Origin of the sequence: Fictibacillus norfolkensis (assembly GCF_014836645.1) — a bacterium.
Lineage (GTDB): Bacteria > Bacillota > Bacilli > Bacillales > Fictibacillaceae > Fictibacillus > Fictibacillus norfolkensis.
In genome coordinates this window covers 842,943-862,366 of the sequence record NZ_JACSQM010000001.1, presented here as the reverse complement: position 1 = coordinate 862,366, position 19,424 = coordinate 842,943, and the positions used below count along the sequence as shown (strand labels likewise).

Here is a 19,424-nt window from a genome sequence, read left to right as displayed (position 1 = left end):
AGAGGTGAATTCATTTGAGTACCTTATCTTTTTGGGGAAGAGAAATACCTGTCATTTATGATGTGGATTGTGTTGTGGTCGGCGGCGGTACGGGTGGAGCTGCTACAGCAATCTCTGCATTAGAAGAAAATCTCTCTATATTAGTCGTAGAAAAAAACATTTCACTCGGAGGAACTCAAACGAATTCCCTTGTTTCTCCTATGATGCCGACACATGTGAAAACACAGCGCATTAACGGTTTGATTACCGAGCGCTTAAATAAAGAAAATGTGGAAACGAACGATGGAACAACAGCTTGCAGCTGGTTTAACGTTGAGTCTTTAAGTTATGTGCTCGAACTGTTGATTACAGAACGTGGAGGCAGCATTCTGTATGATGCGAATTTTATAGATTGCGTCAGGGAAGACCGGAAGATCACACATATTATCGTAAACACATGCAATGGTCTTGTTGCGATTTCAGGAAAAACGTTCGTTGATGCTACAGCAGATGCCGTTCTTTCTCGTTCAGCAGGTGTCCGTGTTGAAAGTGGCAATAATGACGGACAAAATCAACAGATCTCATTCCGTTTTGAAATGGGCGGGATAGATATTCCAACGCTGAGGACGTTTATCCTCTCTCAGAACGAGACATTTTGTAAGATCGAGAATCCTGACTTTTTTGAGATTGCCATGGTACCTGGTAAAGGGCACGCGCTGGAGCCTTACTTCCGAGAAGCACTCGCAAACGGTGACTTAATTGAAGATGATCTGCGGTATTTCCAAGCCTTTACCCAACCTGGAAAACCAACGGTCATGTCATTCAACTGCCCGCATATTCCGGGCATCACGAATACAACAGATCCGAAGCTTCGTTCAGAGGCTGTTGTAAAAGGAAGGCAAATGATTCGAAGGCTCGCAACTTTTTTACCAAAATACATTCCGGGATTCCAGAACGCATTTCTATTAAAAGAAGCGAATCAGCTTGGTATTCGTGAATCATACCGCATCGTTGGTCAATATGTGCTCACTGAACAGGACTATGTTGACCGGGCTCGGTTCCAAGACGGAATTGCTCGAGGCGACTGGTACATTGATGTTCATAGCGTTACAAAAGAATCGGTAAATGAAGCGAAATTCTCTCGCGGAGAATATTACGAGATTCCTTACCGTTCACTTATCACGTTTGAAGTGGAAAATTTAGTTGTTGTAGGCCGACACATATCTAGCACGTTTCTGATGCAAGCCTCTCTTCGCATTCAGCCAACTGTTCGTGATATGGGGCAAGCGGCAGGAATGGCTTGTGCGTATTCGATTAAAAACAACATTGCGTTAAATACATTGAACGGTGCACATCTGAAACAACAGCTTCAAATGGTGGAGGAGTTTTAAATGAAGAACATACAGACAGTAAACATATTGAATCATACGCATTGGGACCGTGAATGGTACGAGACGTTTGAAGAGTTTCGTTTCAGACTTCGTAACGGTCTCCGCTATACCCAGGAGCTATTGGTTGATGGGAAGATCGATAACTTCTTTTTAGACGGTCAGACGATCGTTTTAGATGATTATCAAGAAATTGTAAGTGATGAAGAGTATGCACGCCTTCTTACTTTTATAAAAGAAGGAAAAATAGAGGTTGGTCCATGGTATCTGCTAGCGGATGAGTTTCTCGTTTCAGGTGAGTCCATGATTAAGAATTTGGAGATCGGATCAACCACTGCAAAGAAACTTGGTTCACCGTACAACATCGGATATTTGCCAGATACGTTCGGACACATCAGTCAGATGCCGCAAATTTTACGCCATTACGGAATCGATTCTGCTCTCATTTTCCGCGGTGCCATATCAGACCGTTTTGAAAACATGTGGGAAGGTGCAGACGGAACGAAGGTATTTACGATTGTCTTGCCACTATTTGAAGGGTATTATCAAACGTTCCTTAAATCTAAGGATTTTGTAGAGAAGACGAAAACCTATCTTGAAGGAAATGCTCCTTATTTGACTTCTGGCCATGCTTTAATCATGAACGGAGCGGACCATACATTTACGAGCTCAGATGTGAATGAAAGAGTGAAGCATTTGAGTGAGGAAATGCCCGATATCGCTTTTAAACAAACGTTAATGTCGGAGTATGTGAACTTCTTCGCCGGAGTGGAACCAGAGGCAACGATCTCGGGGGAACAACGCGATCCATCAAAGATTTTCATTCTACCTGGTGTGTATTCCACGAGATCGTATTTAAAAAATCAGAACCAAATATGCGAAGATCAAGCAGTCGGAATCATGGAAGCCTTAAACGTTTGGACAAATGGTCGTTCCGATTCTGCAAAGTTCATGGAGTATGTGTGGAAGCTGATTTTACAAAACCAGCCTCATGATAGTATCTGCGGATGCAGTGTGGATGCGGTTCATGATGAGATGGAGACACGAACACAAAAAGTCTTAAGCGCGATCAGTCGCTTTTCAAAAGATACTCTTCACGATCAATTTCCGTTTGAGTATCTTGACAATTCAATAGATAATGGCTACTTATATGTAGTCAACAACACACCTATTGCTTCACGTTATCCTGTAACAGCAACGATCCGTATACCAGCTCCACTAGACAAAGGTTCGATCAAACTGTTTCATAACGAAGAGGAGATTTCGTTTGACGTGTTGAAAAGAGAACGTCGGGAAGAATTTATTCATCATATCCTAGCTGAGCCGCATTATGGAGTTTATGTGATTTATGATATTAGCTTTTCGATGCCGTTTGATGGAGCTGAAATAAAGGCTCTACGAATCGACACTGTAAAAAATGAATCCGAAGTTTTGGAAAGCCGTGAGTTACCGTTCATTCAAAATGATTTTTACAAAGTAGAATGGAACGAGGACAGCTTATCAATCACTGATCTAGAAACAGGCGTGACACATGATGATCAGCATCACTTCACTTCTTCTCTCGATGCTGGAGACACGTACAACTATTCACCGCCACTGAAAGATAAAACGAGTAAAGCCGTTATTACTGGGGTATCAGATATTCTTAAGGGCGAGACGTTTCAATCAGCCATTGTGCATTATGAGATTAAATTGGCTGCTTCACTGAACGAAGACCGATCAGGTCCGAGTGAGGCGGAGACCACAAATACGATGAAAACAACGATTACTCTTCATAAAGGGAAAAGGTTCATCTATTTTAAAACGAAGGTAAACAATACGGCGAAAGATCAAAAGCTGAAGGTTGGATTTTCAACCTCAAAAGCCGATATTAGCTATGCAGATACAGCGTTTGACCTGCTAAAAAGGGAAACGCTTCGAGATAAGAAATACGATATGCCGAAAAACAAAGAAGCCGTTATGAATCAATATCCGACTCAATCCACAGTGATGGCAAATGAACATCAGCTTCTTCACCGCGGTTTACAAGAATATGAGGTAGACTCTTTTAATGGTAAAGACCACATTTTCTTAACAATAATCCGAAGTGTTGGCTGGTTGTCGAGACGTGATCTGCGTACGCGTGGAAATGGGGCTGGACCAGGTTTTGAAACACCTGGTGCACAATGTCTCGGTGAGTATGAACTTGAATACGGATTGGTTCTTGGCAAGAACAACATGTCTTTAAACAACGGGAAGTTCTTGCGTCAGAAAGTGTTGACTCAGCAATCATATGTGAAAAAAGAGGATCAAAAGTTATTTAAACTTTCATCAGCAGAGGTTGCTTTTTCCTCGTTCATGTTGAAGGAAGAAAATACGTTTGATATTCGTCTGTTCAATCCTTCGCTTGAGGATGTGGACACAGAATTAATTCTTGGTTTTGATCCTGAAGAGCTGTATGAAGTTGATTTTACTGGGGAAATCATTGCCAGCGTTTCTGCAGCAAAACAAACAGCCATTACGTTTGGCCCTAAACAAATCAAAACCATTCGTGTAAAAAGGAAAGGCCGGTAATGAAGGGATCAAATACTCCGTCCTTAGAAAATGAAGGTGATCATGATGAGAAAGTTTGTAGCATTTGACATAGGCGGGACATTAATTAAATACGGTGTTATTTCAGAAGATGGGACGTTTATCGAAAAATTCGAAATGCCAACAGAGGCGCAGCTTGGCGGACCGGTAATCGTTCAAAAAGTGAAGCAATGTGGAGAGCAGCTGATGAAGCAGCATGAGATTAGTGGAATCTGTATCAGCACGGCTGGCCAAGTGGATTCAAAAGAAGGCGTCATTCTGTTTGCTTCATCTTTAATTCCAAACTACACAGGAACCAAGTTGAAGCAGGAACTAGAGAAACACTTTAACTTGCCTGTAGAAGTAGAAAACGATGTGAACTGTGCCGGACTTGCGGAGTCTTGGATCGGAACAGGGAAAGATTCGAAGAGCTTGTTCTGTCTGACGATTGGTACAGGAATCGGCGGAAGCTACATTTTAGACAACAAACTTCACACGGGCCATAGCTTTAGCGGCGGGGAGATCGGTTATATTCCGATCGAAGGCGGTCAGTTTGAAGAATTAGCTTCGACACGCGTTTTAATAAAAAATGTGGCGAAACGAAAAGAGGTAGCGGAGTCTGAGCTTGATGGCAAACAGATTTTTGAACTGGCACAGAACGGTGATGAAATATGCATTGAGGAAATTGAACGTCTTGTGTATTATCTATCAAAAGGAATCGCGACGATTGCATATATGATGAATCCGGAAACGATTATTATCGGCGGAGGAATTACGGCTCAAAAGGAGTACCTTCTGCCTTTAATCATGAGACAGCTCGAAATTGATGTGATTCCAGCTATCTTAGCGAAAACGAAGATCGAGGTCGCCCGTAACTTAAATAATGCTGGTATGGTTGGAGCTCTACGTCATTTCTTACTTCAAGAATCTCTGCAGCCGCTTAAGAGCATCACAACAATGATTGAGTCGAACAGACACAAGCTGACGAAACGCGAGCAGATGATCGCAAAATATATAATTACGAATCTAGAGTCATTTCCGAACAGAACCATTTCAGAACTGTCGCGACAGATCGACGTATCAGAAGCGACGATTACTCGTTTTTGCCAAAAGCTTGAGTTTGGTTCCTACAACAAGCTTCGATTGATGGCAAAAGAAGCATCTGTTAGCACAAGGCTTTTCGAACCATCTGAAAGTAATCATTTAACAGGTGTTAAAGAGACGTATGTAAAAATGCTGAAGAAGTTTGATACGCTCTACGAGTTAAAAGATGTTGAAAAAGTAAAACAACAAGTAGCAAACGCAGAACAAATTTACTTATATGGTGGAAACAAACTGTCTTTTATCGCCGATCAAATGAAGTATAAATTGATGAGACTTGGTAAGAAAGCAGACACCTTTTTGTCTATGTATGAAATGGAATTGTCGGCATACACATTAGATAAAAATACACTTGTGATCGGACTTAGTGCTTCTGGTTATGATTCAGAAGTGGTTGGGATGCTGAGGCAAGCAAAGAAATTAGGGTGCGAAACAATCGGGGTGACGAGCCAGCAGGATTCTCCGTTAGCAGATGTTTCGAATACGCGATTACTCATTCCAGCGACAGACGATATCGCGGGTGATGATAACTCTATTTGTGAGGTTTCCGCATTCTACCTGATGGATGTTATTTTAAAAGAACTACAAAGTGACTATAATACGGAAAAACAAAAAGAGATTATTTAATAGTTCAGAAAAAAAGTTGCATATATTTACGTTGAAAATGAACCATTCTGATATAAATGAGCCGATTTTTCATTTTTACTGAGGATGGGACAGGGCTTTTCAGCCGTAAAAGAGGGATGAAGTTTGTATTTTGGAGTGTTGGAGCGAAACAAGGGGCCACTGAGCGAAACTCTGGTCAGTTTGTGTGAAACAAGAGGTCCACGGGGCGAAGCGAGAGGTGTTTGGAGCGAAACGTGCCCTAGTATGTGCGAACGTGTAACAAATAAAAGAACACGTACCGTAAAAACAAACTGCATGCAGAGTTTAAGCAAAAAAACTTGTAAACTGCTGAACACCTGGCTCGAAAAACGCACATTTGCAACAGCCAACTTTCTATAGAAACAAATTGAAAAGAAAGGGAGAAAATATGACACTACAAAATATTTTCTCCTTTTTACGTATGAAGGGTGAACAGTTATGAACGCATACGATGGAGCGATGGAACAACTGCGAAATTACAAACCTCAGCAGACAAAAATAGCTGATTTTGATGCATTTTGGAATGGGTTAAAAGTTGAAAATCAGGAATATCCGCTGAATGTAGAAGTAAAGGAGCGGTCATACAGCGTTCCAGGTGTAAAAGTCTATGATGTGGCTTTTGACGGATTTCGCAATTCACGTATCCACGGTGTATACGTGACACCAGAAGTTGTGAAAGACGATGCACCAGCTGTAGTCATCTTTCATGGCTACAACTGGAACACGCTGCAGCCGCATTATACGTTTAAGCATGTGATTCAGGGGATACCGGTTTTATTAGTGGATGTAAGAGGACAGAGTGTGAAATCCGCGGATAAGAATTCCTATGAAAATGGCGGAGCAGCGGGTTGGCTCATGCAGGGGGTTTTCGATCGAAATCAATATTATTACACATACGTTTACATGGATTGTTACCGAAGTGTTGACGTTGTTCGGCAGCTGTCTGGAAAAAGGGACGTTTATCTGGAAGGTGGCAGTCAGGGTGGAGGATTGGCCATTGCCGCTGCTGCTTTACAGGAGGACATCCTTTTAACGTTATGCGACATCCCGTTTCTGACGGACTTCGAACGCTCCGTTGGACTTGCTGCAGAAGGACCTTATACAGAGATTTCGCATTATTTTAAAGTTCACGATCCGTTGCATCAAACATCAGTTAAAGTCTTTGAAACGCTTAGTTATGTGGACGCGATGAATCTAGCAAGCTCTGTAACGTGTCCGGTCCTTTTATCCGTGGGAATGATCGATCCCGTATGTCCACCGTTAAGCGCTTTTGCTTTGTATCATCATTTAGACGGGCCAAAGGAAATTAGAACGTACCGTAAATACGGCCACGAAGTTCCTATGATTCATGAAGAAGAAAAGCTGAAATTTATTCATTCTTATATAAAAAGTATGTAGCGAAAGAAGGATAAATGCATGAAGATTGCTTATTTACCAATAGATGAACGTCCTTGCAACATCACGTATGTTCAGATGATTGCGGAGTCTTCAGATGATGTAGAATTGTTTGTTCCTGTTCCTGAACTATTAGGGTATAAAAAGAAGGCTGCGAATACAGAAGAATTATGGAACTGGCTAAGAAATCTAGCCGGAAAAGTGGACGCTCTTATTTTAAGCATTGATATGTTGGTTTACGGCGGGCTGCTTCCATCCAGACTTCATTATTTGACCGAAAAAGAGAGTGCGGTATGGGTGGAACGCTTACGCTCGTTGCGTCATGATCATCCGAATCTAGGAATCTATGCATCGAATTTGGTCATGCGCACGCCAAAATACAGTTCGAGTGATGAGGAACCCGATTATTATGAACACTGGGGCGGTGAGTTGTTTTTACGCTCTTATTTGTTGGATAAAGAGAAGCGGGAAATGTTAACTGAGGATGAGGCGGAACAGCTTAGAGAGATCAAGGCTAAGCTGCCAAAAGAGTATGTTGAAGACTATGAGACGAGACGTGCCTTCAATTCGAACATTAATGTACAAATGCTAGATTTGGTTAAGGAAGGCGTGCTGACATTTTTGTCGATTCCGCAGGATGACAGTTCTGAATACGGATATACGGCGATTGATCAAAGTGCTGTGGTGATAAAACGAGAACAGCTTCGTTTATATAAAAATGTTCACATGTATCCTGGTGCAGATGAAGTAGGGGCTACATTACTGTCTCGAGTTTACAATGATATACGAGGTCAGAAACCTAAAATTTTTCCAATTTGGAGCAGTACGCTCGGCCCGCAGCTTGTGCCGATGTATGAAGATCGGCCTTTTTCAGAAAGTTTAAAAGCGCATGTCTTAGCAGCAGGGTGTCGGTTGGTGGATCGTGCTGAGGATGCCGATCTGGTGCTCGCTTATAATACGCCAGGCCGTGTGATGCAAGAATCATGGGAACAAGATGTAAAAGACATTACATACACCAGTTTCAGAAATATGCTCTCGTTTGTGGATCAGATTAAACATTTTATCGACTCAGGAAAAAAAGTGATTGTGGCGGATTCCGCATATGCCAATGGCGGAGACCGCGAGTTGATCACCCTTTTAGATGAAGAGGGTATTCTTGATCAGCTTGTGTCATACAAAGGATGGAATACGAACTGTAATACGCTAGGCACAACAATCTGCCAAGGTGTGTTAGGTGCTGATGGGAAACAGAAGCAGATTCAAGCAAACATTATCTACCACCTTTTTGATGATTATTTTTATCAAGCAGAGATTCGAATGGAAATGAACACAGATTTTCTGCCGAAGTATGATTTGAATTATTTTGATTTAAAAGATGAAGCGGTTCGTGTGAATGAAGAACGTAATAATCGTATGTTAACCAGATTTAATGAGCAGATTCTTCATAGTTTTAAAAAGTTTAAAATCAATAATTTGAAAACATTTGCTCCATGGAATCGAATGTTTGAATGCGGTCTTTCATTTGATATTAAGGATGCTACGGGTAAGGAGTGATTTTTTGTGATATTAGGCGCAATTGAAGCAGGCGGCACTAAGTTTGTGTGTGGAATCGGAAATGAGAACGGGGAGGTTATTGAAAGAATCTCTATTCCGACAACAACCCCTGAAGAAACGATGAGACACGTTGTTGATTATTTTAAGGAAAAAAAGGTGGATGCTCTAGGAGTTGGTTCATTCGGACCGGTTGATTTAAATGTTTCAAGTCCTACTTATGGATACATAACAAGTACGCCGAAAGAACATTGGAATCAGTATAATCTAGTAGGTGAGCTGAAGAAGCATTTCCATGTTCCAATCGGATTTGATACGGATGTGAATGCTGCCGCTCTAGGTGAATCTCTTTGGGGTGCCGCAAAAGGACTAGATAGCTGTCTGTATATGACAGTCGGAACTGGAATTGGTGTAGGGGCCGTTTCGGAAGGAAAGCTGGTACACGGGATGCTTCATCCGGAGATGGGCCACATTCTCGTCCGTAGGCATGATGAAGATCACTTTACGGGAAGCTGTCCGTTTCATGGTGATTGTCTAGAAGGGATGGCGTCAGGTCCCGCAATCGAAGCCCGCTGGGGCAAGAAGGGCGTGGAGCTTGCGTCGGATATAGAGGTTTGGGAGCTAGAAGCTTATTATCTCGCACAAGCTCTTGTGAACTATATTCTGGTGCTCTCCCCAAAACGAATAGTGATCGGCGGTGGTGTTATGAAACAAGAACACTTATTTCCGCTCGTACGTAAAGGGGTGGTCCAACTGTTAAACGGCTACATTCAACACGAAAATGTACTGGATCAAATTGATAAGTATATTGTACCGCCTGATTTAGGTGACAATGCAGGTTTGTGCGGGGCATTAGCGCTGGCTAGGCAAGCGTATACTATTAAAAAGAAAAGCTGACTCTGGGAAAAGAGTCAGCTTGTCTTTTTCTATCGTTGTTTACTCTTTTGAGGTAAGCAACTGGCTAACGTTAATAAGAGAATCATCGCTTCTGATATCGTAATGAACAGGATGAGATATTTTTGACCATCGTCAATCCAGCTCCCTTTGTTTAGTAGTAGTAAACCAATCATCGCTAGCAAGACTATGTTGGCTTTCCCTAAAAATGAAAACCCTCGTTTTAATGAAAAGGTTTTGTTCATGGGCAATTCTCCTTGAGACATCTGGTATTTAAAATTAAGTAAAATTAAGTATGATGTGATGAAGTGTACAAGACTACTCTTAATCTTTTAAATTATCCATTAAACATAACTAGAAGGATCAACCAGTTGACTAGTAGCAGAAAAAAGAAAAGGAGAGCCAACAATTTGTTGATGATAAATGGTATTAGGCTTAGCGCGGATTGAACAGCATGGTTCAGACCGTAAAAAGCAAATGTAGTATATTTGTTTATTAGTGAGAGAACATCTTTTTTGTTTGTAACAAAACTATTGTTATAGCGTTTAATAGTGACACGTTGTATAAAAATAGAAAAGAACGCGATGATGGCGTTGGATAATAAAAGAAGCATGATTATAGTTGTGGGAAAAGGTATGTCAATCCCTACAAAAATTAGTGATAAAAGAGAAATGAATAGAATGGTTAGAAGTATACTGATTAATTTCGCAGCCATAAAAAAACCTAAACCTTTCTTAATTATGGAATAAATAGATAGTTCAAGAATAGCACAAGGTATTCAGACTTCATAAAGATTACTTTATACACCTATATATATTAAATTTATAATTCGCCAATCCTAAACTCCAATATTACTAATAGATCAACGAAATTCACTTATAGCACGTCACAATTTTTAGAAAATTATATTGTAACCGTTTACAAGTTAGATTATAATATTGAAAAGTGAAACGTTTCTATTGGAAAAATGAGGATTTTTGGTATCGAGCAACAATCAAAACGTTTATATCTACCGAAAACCCTATTTTTTTGTATAATATCGAAACGTTTCGAACTGCTATACCCAAACGCATCAACCACATGATTTAAACTATTTTTTACTCCAGTACCCCGGTTTACCGGATGAAGAGGTGATTTATGAAGAACATAGCTATAAAAGATGAGAAAGTGATCGTGGACGGTCAGGAGGTCTTCTTGTTCGGAGGAGAACTCCACTACTTTCGAATTCCGAAGCAAGATTGGCGCGAGCGCATCCAACAGGTAAAAGAAGCGGGCGCGAACATGATCAGCACGTACGTGCCGTGGATTTTTCATGAGTATGAGGAAGGAGTTACGGACCTTACCGGAACTTCTCGCCCAGAACGTGATCTACAAACATTTCTGCAGCTCGTAAAAGACGAGGGGATGTACTGCTTAGTCCGTCCGGGTCCATATGTGATGGCAGAAATCGTGGATCATGGGGTTCCAACATGGTTTATCGATAATTACCCCGAAGCAGTAGCGAAAACAAACGTTGGCGAGATTCACCCGACTCGAGTCGTGAGTTACAGTCACCCAACGTTTTTAGAAAAAACAGAGCTTTGGTATGAAAAAGTGTGTGCTGTTATTAAGCCATTTCTCATAACGAATGGCGGTCCGGTTATCTTATTCCAGCTCGATAACGAAGTAGGGATGTTTCACTGGGTAACGAACCAACCTGATTTCAACACTTCGACACTACAAGAGTTTGAACAACATCTGAGAACAAACTATACAGAGCAATCGTTTCAAGAAACTTTCCGCATCCCGTTTAGCGAGATTCGGTCGTTCGCGGAAAACATGACGAAAAAGCCTGAAGCGATCTACGCTCACGCTCTAAGAAATGAATTTGGACTCTTTTTAAGACAGCACTACAAGCGTTTCATCGAGCATCTGAAAAAGTCAGCAGAAGATAAAGGCATCGACGTTCCGTTCGTCGTGAACATTCATGGCTTTCATGGAATCGATATCTTAAAGCGCGGAACGATGTATCCGATCGGCATTTCGCAGTTGCTCGAAACCGCTAAAATTGAGAACACACTCATGGCTGGTGATTATTATATCGGCAACATCGAGTACGATAGCTATGTGGATATCGTTTTAGCAAACGCCTTTACAAAAGCGATTCAATGGAAAGAGCAGCCGCTTTTCTCAGCAGAGTTTCAAGGCGGAAGCATTCACGACAAGCCGAAGCTTCAACCGACAACGTTTGATCTGACAACGCGGTTATGTATCGCGGACGGGATGAACGGCGTGAACTATTACATGTTCGGTGCGGGTGAGAACTACGAAAACATCGGTTTGTTCGGCCGACGTCACGATTGGCAGGCGCCACTCACGAAGTCAGGTCAGAAAAATCCGCACTATCCGGTGATTCAGCATATCGGAAAGATGCTTCAAACTTTTGAGAGTTCACTTTTACAAACAAAGCCAGTCGTTGATACGCATCTTGGTTTTTATCCGGATTATTACATGACAGAGTTTCATGATGAGCATACGAAACACATGGTCGACCAGATCCAGCGTGATCGTGAAACCTTTATGGCGAACGGCATCGCAAAAGCACTTCGCGTGAACAACATCATTTATGATGCGATTAGCGTCCAGGATGATGAAGAAATCGATCCGAATGAAATTCCTTCTCTCTGGATGTTTACCACAGAGTGGATGGATGAAAACATTCAGCAAAAACTGGTCTCGTATCTAGAAAACGGTGGAAAGCTTATTCTGTTCCCGACGATTCCGACAAAAACGCTGAAAAACATACCATGCACGATTTTAAAAGACTACATCAACGTAACAGTAAAAGAAACAAAGCACCGGGTGTTTGGTCAGATTGATCAGGCGGACAACGTGTTGATCGACCGAGCTGAAATCTATGAAACAACAGATGGAGCGTTCGCTCATATCGAGGACAAGCCGGATCAAGTGATCGCATTTGAAAAACAGCTTGGAAAAGGTCAGCTCTATATGTTTGGTATTGGAATGGATCACGGTTTTCATTATCAAAACGACATCATCGTTGAGCTTGCCAAACGAGCGGGGATTGAGAGTCGTTTCACATTAGAAGAAGAGCTTGATATTACCGTTCGATCTTCACCAGAAAAAGGTGACTTCTTCTTCCTTCAAAACTTTGATGAATTCAAGAAGACGACGACGATCACGTACGACGGAACAACCCTTTTCGGTGGAAAAGAAATCTCGATTCCAATGCGAAGCGGCCTCATGTTACCAGTTAACGTACCGTTACATGAAGACCTGTTCATCGAATACGGAACGGGTGAGATCTACGAAACGGTTCAGCAACAAGACGAGATCTCACTCACAATAAAAATGGTTCAAAAAGAAGAAGAATTCGTCTTCCGTTCCTCCTCCTGGAAACCTGTAAACAGCAAAGAGGTTTCAATAGAGGAAGTCCAAGAGCACACATTCAAAGTGCCGATTCAAACAACAGAAGAAACAGCATCCATTCGGTTTCAACCAGCGTTCGCAAACGCTATTCAACCATAAGTACCAACAAGGCTATTTCTAACTGTTGCTGCTGATGTGATTTCATCATTCTCATCATCGAGTAAGTTGATTGAAGTGTAGGGTGCAAGACTCTCGGCTAGGACAAGCGGTCAGGTGAGACCCTTAAAGGCGCAAAGCGGCAAGGGGCTCACCGCCTGCCACGCGGAAAGCGAAGCACCCGAAACGGAAATCAACCACTTACAGGAGCAACATAGCAATAGCCCCAAAAATCAAATCGGGAGTTGATAGGTAATGAAGAAAGTATTATCACTATTCATGATCATCGCACTGCTATTTTCAGTAGCAGCTTGTAGCTCAGATGACAAAGCAAGCACTGACGCCAAGAAAGAAAACGTAACCATCTCATATGCAAGCTGGTCACTTGGTACAGAAAAAGAACAAAACCTTGAGCGCCTTATGATCAAAGCGTTCGAGAAAAAGTATCCGAACATTAAAGTTAAGATCGACGAGTCGATTAACCCAACAGACTGGAACGGTACACTCGCTGCAGCAGCAAGTGCGGGCAAAATGCCAGACGTTTTTGCTCTTCCACAGATTCCATCTTCACTATCTAACGACTGGTTGATGGACATCACGAAAATGACGGAAAAAGATAAAGATTTTGCAAATATTCCAGAAGCTGTTCGTGAATCAGCGACTTACAACGATAAAGTGTATGCGGTTCCATTCGCCCAGCATTTCTTAGGCTACTTAGTAAACAAAGATCTATTTAATGAAGCGAACCTGGATTACCCTGAGTTTGGTTTTTCACTAGAAGAGTACACGAAATCCATTAAAGAAGTAACGAACATCAACAAAGGTGTAGCTGGAACGAACCACGCGTTCTCCGTAACAGACTGGTATCCTGCTGCAGCTAACCCAGACATGGGCTGGTATACGGTTAAAGACGGTCAATACTCTCTTGACTCAAAAGAATTCATCGCAGGAGCTAATCTTGCAAAAGAAATCACTACGAACAACTACGCGTACGAGTCACTTCCAGATGACTTGAAAGCTAACTTTAAAGGGGAGAACCCAGAAGAAGTATGGATGAACGGACAAGTTGCTGTGAAATGGGATGGCACTTGGGGAGTTCCTGCACTTGTTGAAAAAGGAACGTTCGACTTTGACTTCATCGGTCTTCCGGGTGGAAGAACGGGTGTAACGAACGACTTTGTTGGAATCTCTAAAACGAGTAAGCACGCTGAGGAAGCATTCCTTTTCTCTAAGTGGATGTCATTCGGTAAAGAAGGTTTCATGAAGCGTATGGAAATCGCTGAAAAAGAAGGAAAAGCCCTGAACACACTTCCAGTTAACGCAGATCCTGAAATTTTAGACGAGTACTTTGCAATCAATGAAGTGCCTGGAATCAAGACAGCTTATGACAACTTAGACAACGCAGTCGTTGAGCCGGTTAAAACTGTACCAGGCTATGTGGATGCACGTTGGGAAGCACCAACTGGCGTGAAGGTTGGAGAAGAAGCAAACGCGAAAGTGGCTGTGATTTTAGATAACGTGATCAAAGGAAACCTGAAAATCGAAGACTACGCAAAACAGCTCGATCAATTAGCAGACCAAAAGAGTAAAGAAGCAAGTGAGGCTTTAAAAGATAAATAGAAAGCCTGAAGTTTAAGGGGAGGTTGATAGTATGAAGTTTAAAAGATTTCTTTGGTTAGGTTTAGCGCTGTGTCTCATTATTCCACAACCATATGCATCTGCTGAAGGCAACAGTCAGGATAATAAGCCTGCCGAACAAGTCGTGGAGGAAAACTATCATACCGTCCTTAACAGTTGGGAGAAGAAGGGGACAGGTGACGCTTCAGATTTTGAAGCGTCTGTCTCTCCTTCTGATTTTAAGATCAAAGACAAAAAGAACCTTTTGTCAGAATCAGAGAGTAAGGGCTATAACGATCGTGTTTTCTATTGGCATAACCGTGAGTCCGTTTCTTATGAAGTGAATGTGGAGGAAGCGGGACTTTATGAGCTAGCGTTTGATTACTATCCACTGAGCAACGAGGTTGTTCCAATAGAGGGCGCCATTCAGGTAAACGGTAACTATCCTTTTTATGAAAGCCGTAGAATCGTGTTTCCGGCCGACTGGAAAAACGAGAAAAACACCTTTGAGAAGGATCGGTTCGACAATGATATGATTCCGAAGCAGAAGCGGATTGAGCGTTGGAACACGTTAACAGCAGAAGATGCGAGTCAGCTTCAGTCTGAGCCACTGCGTTACGAACTGAAAAAAGGAAGTAATACGATCCAGCTTACGAACCTATCAGGCGAGATGCTGTTAGGAAAAGCGTACGTAAAATCACCTAGCAAACTACCAAGCTACAAAGAATACGTAAAGAAGCAGGAAAACGCAAAGTTGGCTGAAACAATGATCACACGTGAAGCTGAGAAGGACTATGAAAAGAACAGCTCGTACATACGCCCTTTTGCAGCCGATGATTCATCAGCGGTACCGAGCTCTCCAAAGAATCTTCTATTAAACACACTAGGTTCTGAATCATGGAAAGACTCAGGACAGACGGTGAACTGGAACGTCAACGTGAAGAAAGCAGGCTTTTATAAGCTGACATTTAAAGTATTGCAGAACAAAGAGACGGGTGGCCCGGTTTTCCGAAAACTGTTGATCGACGGTAAAGTTCCGTTTCAAGAAACTTCACCCGTTACGTTCCCATTCAATAAAAGCTGGGATAACGTCACGTTAGAAGACGAAGATGGAAAAGCATATCTGTTTTATCTATCAAAAGGAAATCATCAGATCGGTCTAGAAGCTGATGCTGCTCCTGTTGAACCGGTTCTTCATACAACAAACAAAGTAATGCGCGAGATGGAAGAGCTCACGCTCGAGATCCGAAAGCTTACCGGTAATCAAACAGATACATCTCGAGGCTGGAAGATCAGCGAGTACATTCCAGGCATCGATAAAAAACTGGCTGGCTGGGCGGATGAGTTAGAGAAAGAACTGAATTACCTCAGAAAACTCGATAAAACAAAAGAAGATTCAAAAGATATGGTCTCTCTTGAGATGGCCGTTCAAAAGCTAAGAGCACTTAGCAAAAAGCCGGACCAGATTCCAAGCCGACTCACAGAGCTGTCAGAAGGATCGTCTTCCGCGGCACAGTTGCTCGGAAACATGCTCGTAACGTTGCCCGAACAGCCGTTAACGGTGGATCGCTTCTACGTGCATGGTGATGAAAAAGATGTTCCAGATGCAGAAGCCGGTTTTTGGGAAAAGCTGATGAACTCGATTCAACGCTTCTTCTTATCGTTCTTCTCTGAAAATTATTCAGCGAGTGAAGCAGAAGAAGATACGTTAGAGGTTTGGGTGAACCGACCTCGTCAATATGTGGAACTCCTACAAAATCTATCTGATCAAAACTTTACGCCAGAGACAGGAATCAAAGTAAAGTTCTCGATCATGCCAGAAGAGCAGAAGCTGATACTCGCGAGTGCGTCGAACAAACAGCCAGACATTGCGCTTGGTATCTCTTCATGGTTGCCGTATGAGTTATCCATTCGTGGTGCAGCCGTTGATCTGCATCAGTTCGATGACTTCGAAAAGTTCAGCAAGCAGTTCTCACCAGGAGCTTTTCTACCGCTTATGATCGGTGATTCGGTCTATGCGATGCCAGAGACGCAAGATTTCTTTGTGCAGTTCTACCGAAAAGATATCCTGCAAGCACTCGGTCTTCCGGTCCCGGATACGTGGGATGACGTGAAGAGCATCTTGCCAGAGCTTCAGCGTTTTGGAATGAACTATTATACGCACATCGCTGGTGCAACAGGGTTTAAGCCGTTCCAAGCAACCGCTCCGTTCGTGTATCAGTTTGACGGAGATCTATACGGAAAAGACGGGATGAAGACGGCGATCGGAACAGAAGAATCGCTAAAAGGCATACAGTTCATGGCAGAGCTGAACACGATCTACAGCATGCCGTTACAAGTGCCGAACTTTTATAACCATTTCCGATATTCAACACTTCCGATCGGAACAGCAAACTTTACAACCTACACGCAGCTAACAGCAGCTGCTCCAGAGATCGCAGGATGGTGGGATATTGCACCACATCCTGGTGTGAAGAAAGAAGATGGAACGGTGGAACGCTGGGCGACAGGTTCAGGTCAGTCCGCAATGATCTTCAAAGGTACAAAGAGCAAGGAAGATTCGTGGGAACTTTTAAAATGGTGGCTGTCAGAAGATACACAGACCGAGTTCGCGACCAATCTTCAGATGCTGTACGGACCAGAATACATGTGGAACACGTCCAACCTAGAGGCGTTCAAGAACCTTCCGTGGCCAGAACAGCATAAGAAAACGATTCTGAAGCAATGGGAGTATCTATATGAAGTACCGAAGAATCCAGGTTCGTACATGATCGAGCGTGAGCTTTCGAACATCTGGAACCGCATCGTGTTCGACGGTGTGAACCCGAGATCGGCAGTTGACGATTCCGTCGTTGCGATCGACCGGGAGATCAAGCGAAAGATGGAAGAGTTCGGGTATGTGAAAGACGGCAAGATGGTCAAGCCGTATCCGATTCCTACGATAGAACAAGTGAAAAGTTGGGCAGGCGATGAGAATGAAAAAGAAACCAAATAAACGAGATTATTCACCGTGGATGTTCCTTGCTCCGTATATCATCTTTTTTACAACGTTTATCATCATACCTGTTGCAGCGGCAATTCTATTGTCATTCACGTATTTTAACGCGATCGAAACACCGACGTTCATCGGTTTGAGCAACTATGTCGGTCTGATCACACAGGATGAAGTGTTCATGCAGAAGATCCTGCCGAACACGTTAACGTTCGCACTGATCGTGGGCCCTGGCGGGTATATCTTGTCGTTCATACTCGCTTGGGCGCTCGCTCAAGTACCAAAGCGCATGCGAACAGTGCTTGCACTGATCATCTATTCGCCGTCTATGACAGCAGGTGTTGCGATGGCTGTTGTTTGGACGATCATTTTTTCCGGAGATGAAACAGGTTATCTAAACAGCTTGCTTCTAACGATGGGTGTGCTGTTAGAGCCGATCCAATGGCTGCAGTCACCTGAATATTTGATGAAGATCATGATCTTTGTAACGCTTTGGGGCTCTATGGGGGTTGGATTCCTCGCGATGTTATCAGGTGTTCTAAACATTAACACCGAGATCTATGAAGCAGGATACATCGACGGCATCAGCAACCGTTTTCAAGAAATCATCTATATCACGATTCCGTCTATGAAGCCGCAGATGCTGTTCGGCGCGGTCATGGCAGTCGTTGGAACGTTTCAAGCTGGTGCGATCGGGGTGGCGCTTTCTGGTGCTAACCCGACACCGCAATATGCGGGTCAGCTTATGGTCAACCACTTAGAAGATTATGGTTTTATCCGTTATGAGATGGGTTATGCAGCAGCGATCTCGGTCGTGCTGCTCATCGTTGTATATCTGTTCTCAAAAGTAGCCTGGAGGCTGTTTGGAGAGAAAGACTAGCGAAAAAGGAGTGATCAACATGTCAGCCTTTCAAGGGACAAGAATGAACCCGTCAAAGTTTCATAGAAGTCAGCTGAAGTTTCTTGCATTTCTGATTCCACTGGCTATCTTTATGGCTTTGCCGATCGTCTATATATTCTTTCATGCGTTTAAACCGATCGATGAACTGTTCGCGTATCCACCGCGCTTTTTTGTAGATAACCCGACATTTCAGAACTTTGTAGACCTTTTTACAAAGACGAACGATACTGGTGTTCCGATGTCGCGCTTTCTGTTCAACTCTGTTGTCGTGACGCTGATCGTTGTTGTTCTAACCGTTATCATCAGCACGATGGCAGGCTACGCGCTATCGAAGAAAAATTTCAGAATGAAAAAAGCGATCTTTGAGATCAACACATTAGCGCTCATGTTCGTACCGGCAGCGGTTATGATTCCGCGTTACCTGTTGATCGATGAACTCGGCTTGATCAATACGTTTTTGGTTCATATCCTACCGTTGCTCGCGATGCCGATCGGTCTGTTTCTCGTCAAACAGTTCATCGATCAGATACCCGATGAACTGCTCGAAGCGGCGAGGCTTGACGGAGCATCTGATTTTCAGATCTTCGTACGGATCATCATACCGCTCGTCAAACCTGCGATCGCGACCATCGCGATCCTATCGTTTCAGCTCGTTTGGAACAGCATCGAAAGTTCGTCGCTCTATGTGAACGATGAAGGACTGAAGACATTCTCGTTCTATATGTCGACGTTAACTTCAACGGTTGAAGGAAATAACGTAGCAGGACAAGGACTCGCAGCAGCGGCATCCTTGATCATGTTCGTACCAAATCTAATCATCTTTATAATTCTGCAGAGCCAGGTGATGAACACGATGGCCCACTCAGGAATCAAGTAAGAAAGTAGG

12 protein-coding genes are annotated in these 19,424 nt (G+C 42.9%); 11 read left to right on the top strand and 1 reads right to left on the bottom strand.

What is annotated here, in order from left to right:
- Positions 1 to 14: 14 nt before the first annotated feature.
- From H9648_RS04085 to H9648_RS04060, 6 genes are all read left to right on the top strand, one after another.
- Positions 15 to 1,370, top strand: coding sequence for an FAD-dependent oxidoreductase (locus H9648_RS04085; RefSeq protein WP_191752609.1), 1,356 nt, complete (start codon positions 15 to 17; stop codon positions 1,368 to 1,370).
- Entirely contained in the window at positions 1,371 to 3,920 is a 2,550-nt protein-coding gene (locus H9648_RS04080) for a glycoside hydrolase family 38 N-terminal domain-containing protein (protein ID WP_191752608.1), read from the top strand.
- Between the two features lie 42 nt (positions 3,921 to 3,962).
- The gene (locus tag H9648_RS04075) at positions 3,963 to 5,645 is read left to right on the top strand and encodes an ROK family protein (protein ID WP_191752607.1); all 1,683 of its coding nucleotides are present in this window, start codon (positions 3,963 to 3,965) and stop codon (positions 5,643 to 5,645) included.
- A gap of 456 nt (positions 5,646 to 6,101) precedes the next feature.
- The gene (locus H9648_RS04070; protein ID WP_191752606.1) at positions 6,102 to 7,061 is read left to right on the top strand and encodes an acetylxylan esterase; all 960 of its coding nucleotides are present in this window, start codon (positions 6,102 to 6,104) and stop codon (positions 7,059 to 7,061) included.
- Between the two features lie 18 nt (positions 7,062 to 7,079).
- Positions 7,080 to 8,612, top strand: a complete 1,533-nt coding sequence (locus H9648_RS04065) for a DUF4127 family protein (RefSeq protein ID WP_191752605.1) — start codon at positions 7,080 to 7,082, stop codon at positions 8,610 to 8,612.
- 6 nt (positions 8,613 to 8,618) lie between these two features.
- Positions 8,619 to 9,506 (top strand): ROK family protein, encoded by an 888-nt coding sequence (locus H9648_RS04060; protein WP_318243476.1) that lies wholly within the window; start codon positions 8,619 to 8,621, stop codon positions 9,504 to 9,506.
- Between the two features lie 29 nt (positions 9,507 to 9,535).
- Here H9648_RS04060 and H9648_RS04055 read toward each other — a convergent pair whose 3' ends face one another.
- Positions 9,536 to 9,748, bottom strand: coding sequence for a hypothetical protein (locus H9648_RS04055; protein WP_191752604.1), 213 nt, complete (start codon positions 9,746 to 9,748; stop codon positions 9,536 to 9,538).
- A gap of 892 nt (positions 9,749 to 10,640) precedes the next feature.
- On the opposite strand from H9648_RS04055, the gene H9648_RS04050 reads away from it, so the two are divergent.
- The 5 genes from H9648_RS04050 (at position 10,641) to H9648_RS04030 (ending at position 19,415) form a co-directional block, all read left to right on the top strand.
- Positions 10,641 to 13,031, top strand: a complete 2,391-nt coding sequence (locus H9648_RS04050; protein ID WP_191752603.1) for a beta-galactosidase — start codon at positions 10,641 to 10,643, stop codon at positions 13,029 to 13,031.
- A 252-nt stretch (positions 13,032 to 13,283) separates the two neighbouring features.
- Positions 13,284 to 14,648, top strand: coding sequence for an ABC transporter substrate-binding protein (locus tag H9648_RS04045; RefSeq protein ID WP_191752602.1), 1,365 nt, complete (start codon positions 13,284 to 13,286; stop codon positions 14,646 to 14,648).
- 31 nt (positions 14,649 to 14,679) lie between these two features.
- Positions 14,680 to 17,640, top strand: coding sequence for an extracellular solute-binding protein (locus H9648_RS04040; protein WP_191752601.1), 2,961 nt, complete (start codon positions 14,680 to 14,682; stop codon positions 17,638 to 17,640).
- A complete protein-coding gene (locus H9648_RS04035) occupies positions 17,621 to 18,517 on the top strand; it encodes a carbohydrate ABC transporter permease (RefSeq protein ID WP_191752600.1) in 897 nt (298 codons plus the stop codon). Before H9648_RS04040 ends, H9648_RS04035 begins: the two co-directional genes overlap by 20 nt.
- Before the next feature lie 19 nt (positions 18,518 to 18,536).
- Positions 18,537 to 19,415: a carbohydrate ABC transporter permease gene (locus tag H9648_RS04030; RefSeq protein ID WP_191752599.1), complete on the top strand. Its 879-nt coding sequence runs from the start codon at positions 18,537 to 18,539 to the stop codon at positions 19,413 to 19,415.
- Positions 19,416 to 19,424 lie beyond the last annotated feature (9 nt).

What these genes read in the sequence shown, in the direction of transcription:
- H9648_RS04080 (WP_191752608.1), top strand. Translation starts at nt 1,371, where the DNA reads ATGAAGAACATACAGACAGTAAACATATTGAATCATACGCATTGGGAC.
- H9648_RS04075 (WP_191752607.1), top strand. Translation starts at nt 3,963, where the DNA reads ATGATGAGAAAGTTTGTAGCATTTGACATAGGCGGGACATTAATTAAA.
- H9648_RS04070 (WP_191752606.1), top strand. Translation starts at nt 6,102, where the DNA reads ATGAACGCATACGATGGAGCGATGGAACAACTGCGAAATTACAAACCT.
- H9648_RS04065 (WP_191752605.1), top strand. Translation starts at nt 7,080, where the DNA reads ATGAAGATTGCTTATTTACCAATAGATGAACGTCCTTGCAACATCACG.
- H9648_RS04055 (WP_191752604.1), bottom strand. Translation starts at nt 9,748, where the DNA reads ATGAACAAAACCTTTTCATTAAAACGAGGGTTTTCATTTTTAGGGAAA.
- H9648_RS04050 (WP_191752603.1), top strand. Translation starts at nt 10,641, where the DNA reads ATGAAGAACATAGCTATAAAAGATGAGAAAGTGATCGTGGACGGTCAG.
- H9648_RS04045 (WP_191752602.1), top strand. Translation starts at nt 13,284, where the DNA reads ATGAAGAAAGTATTATCACTATTCATGATCATCGCACTGCTATTTTCA.
- H9648_RS04040 (WP_191752601.1), top strand. Translation starts at nt 14,680, where the DNA reads ATGAAGTTTAAAAGATTTCTTTGGTTAGGTTTAGCGCTGTGTCTCATT.
- H9648_RS04035 (WP_191752600.1), top strand. Translation starts at nt 17,621, where the DNA reads ATGAAAAAGAAACCAAATAAACGAGATTATTCACCGTGGATGTTCCTT.
- H9648_RS04030 (WP_191752599.1), top strand. Translation starts at nt 18,537, where the DNA reads ATGTCAGCCTTTCAAGGGACAAGAATGAACCCGTCAAAGTTTCATAGA.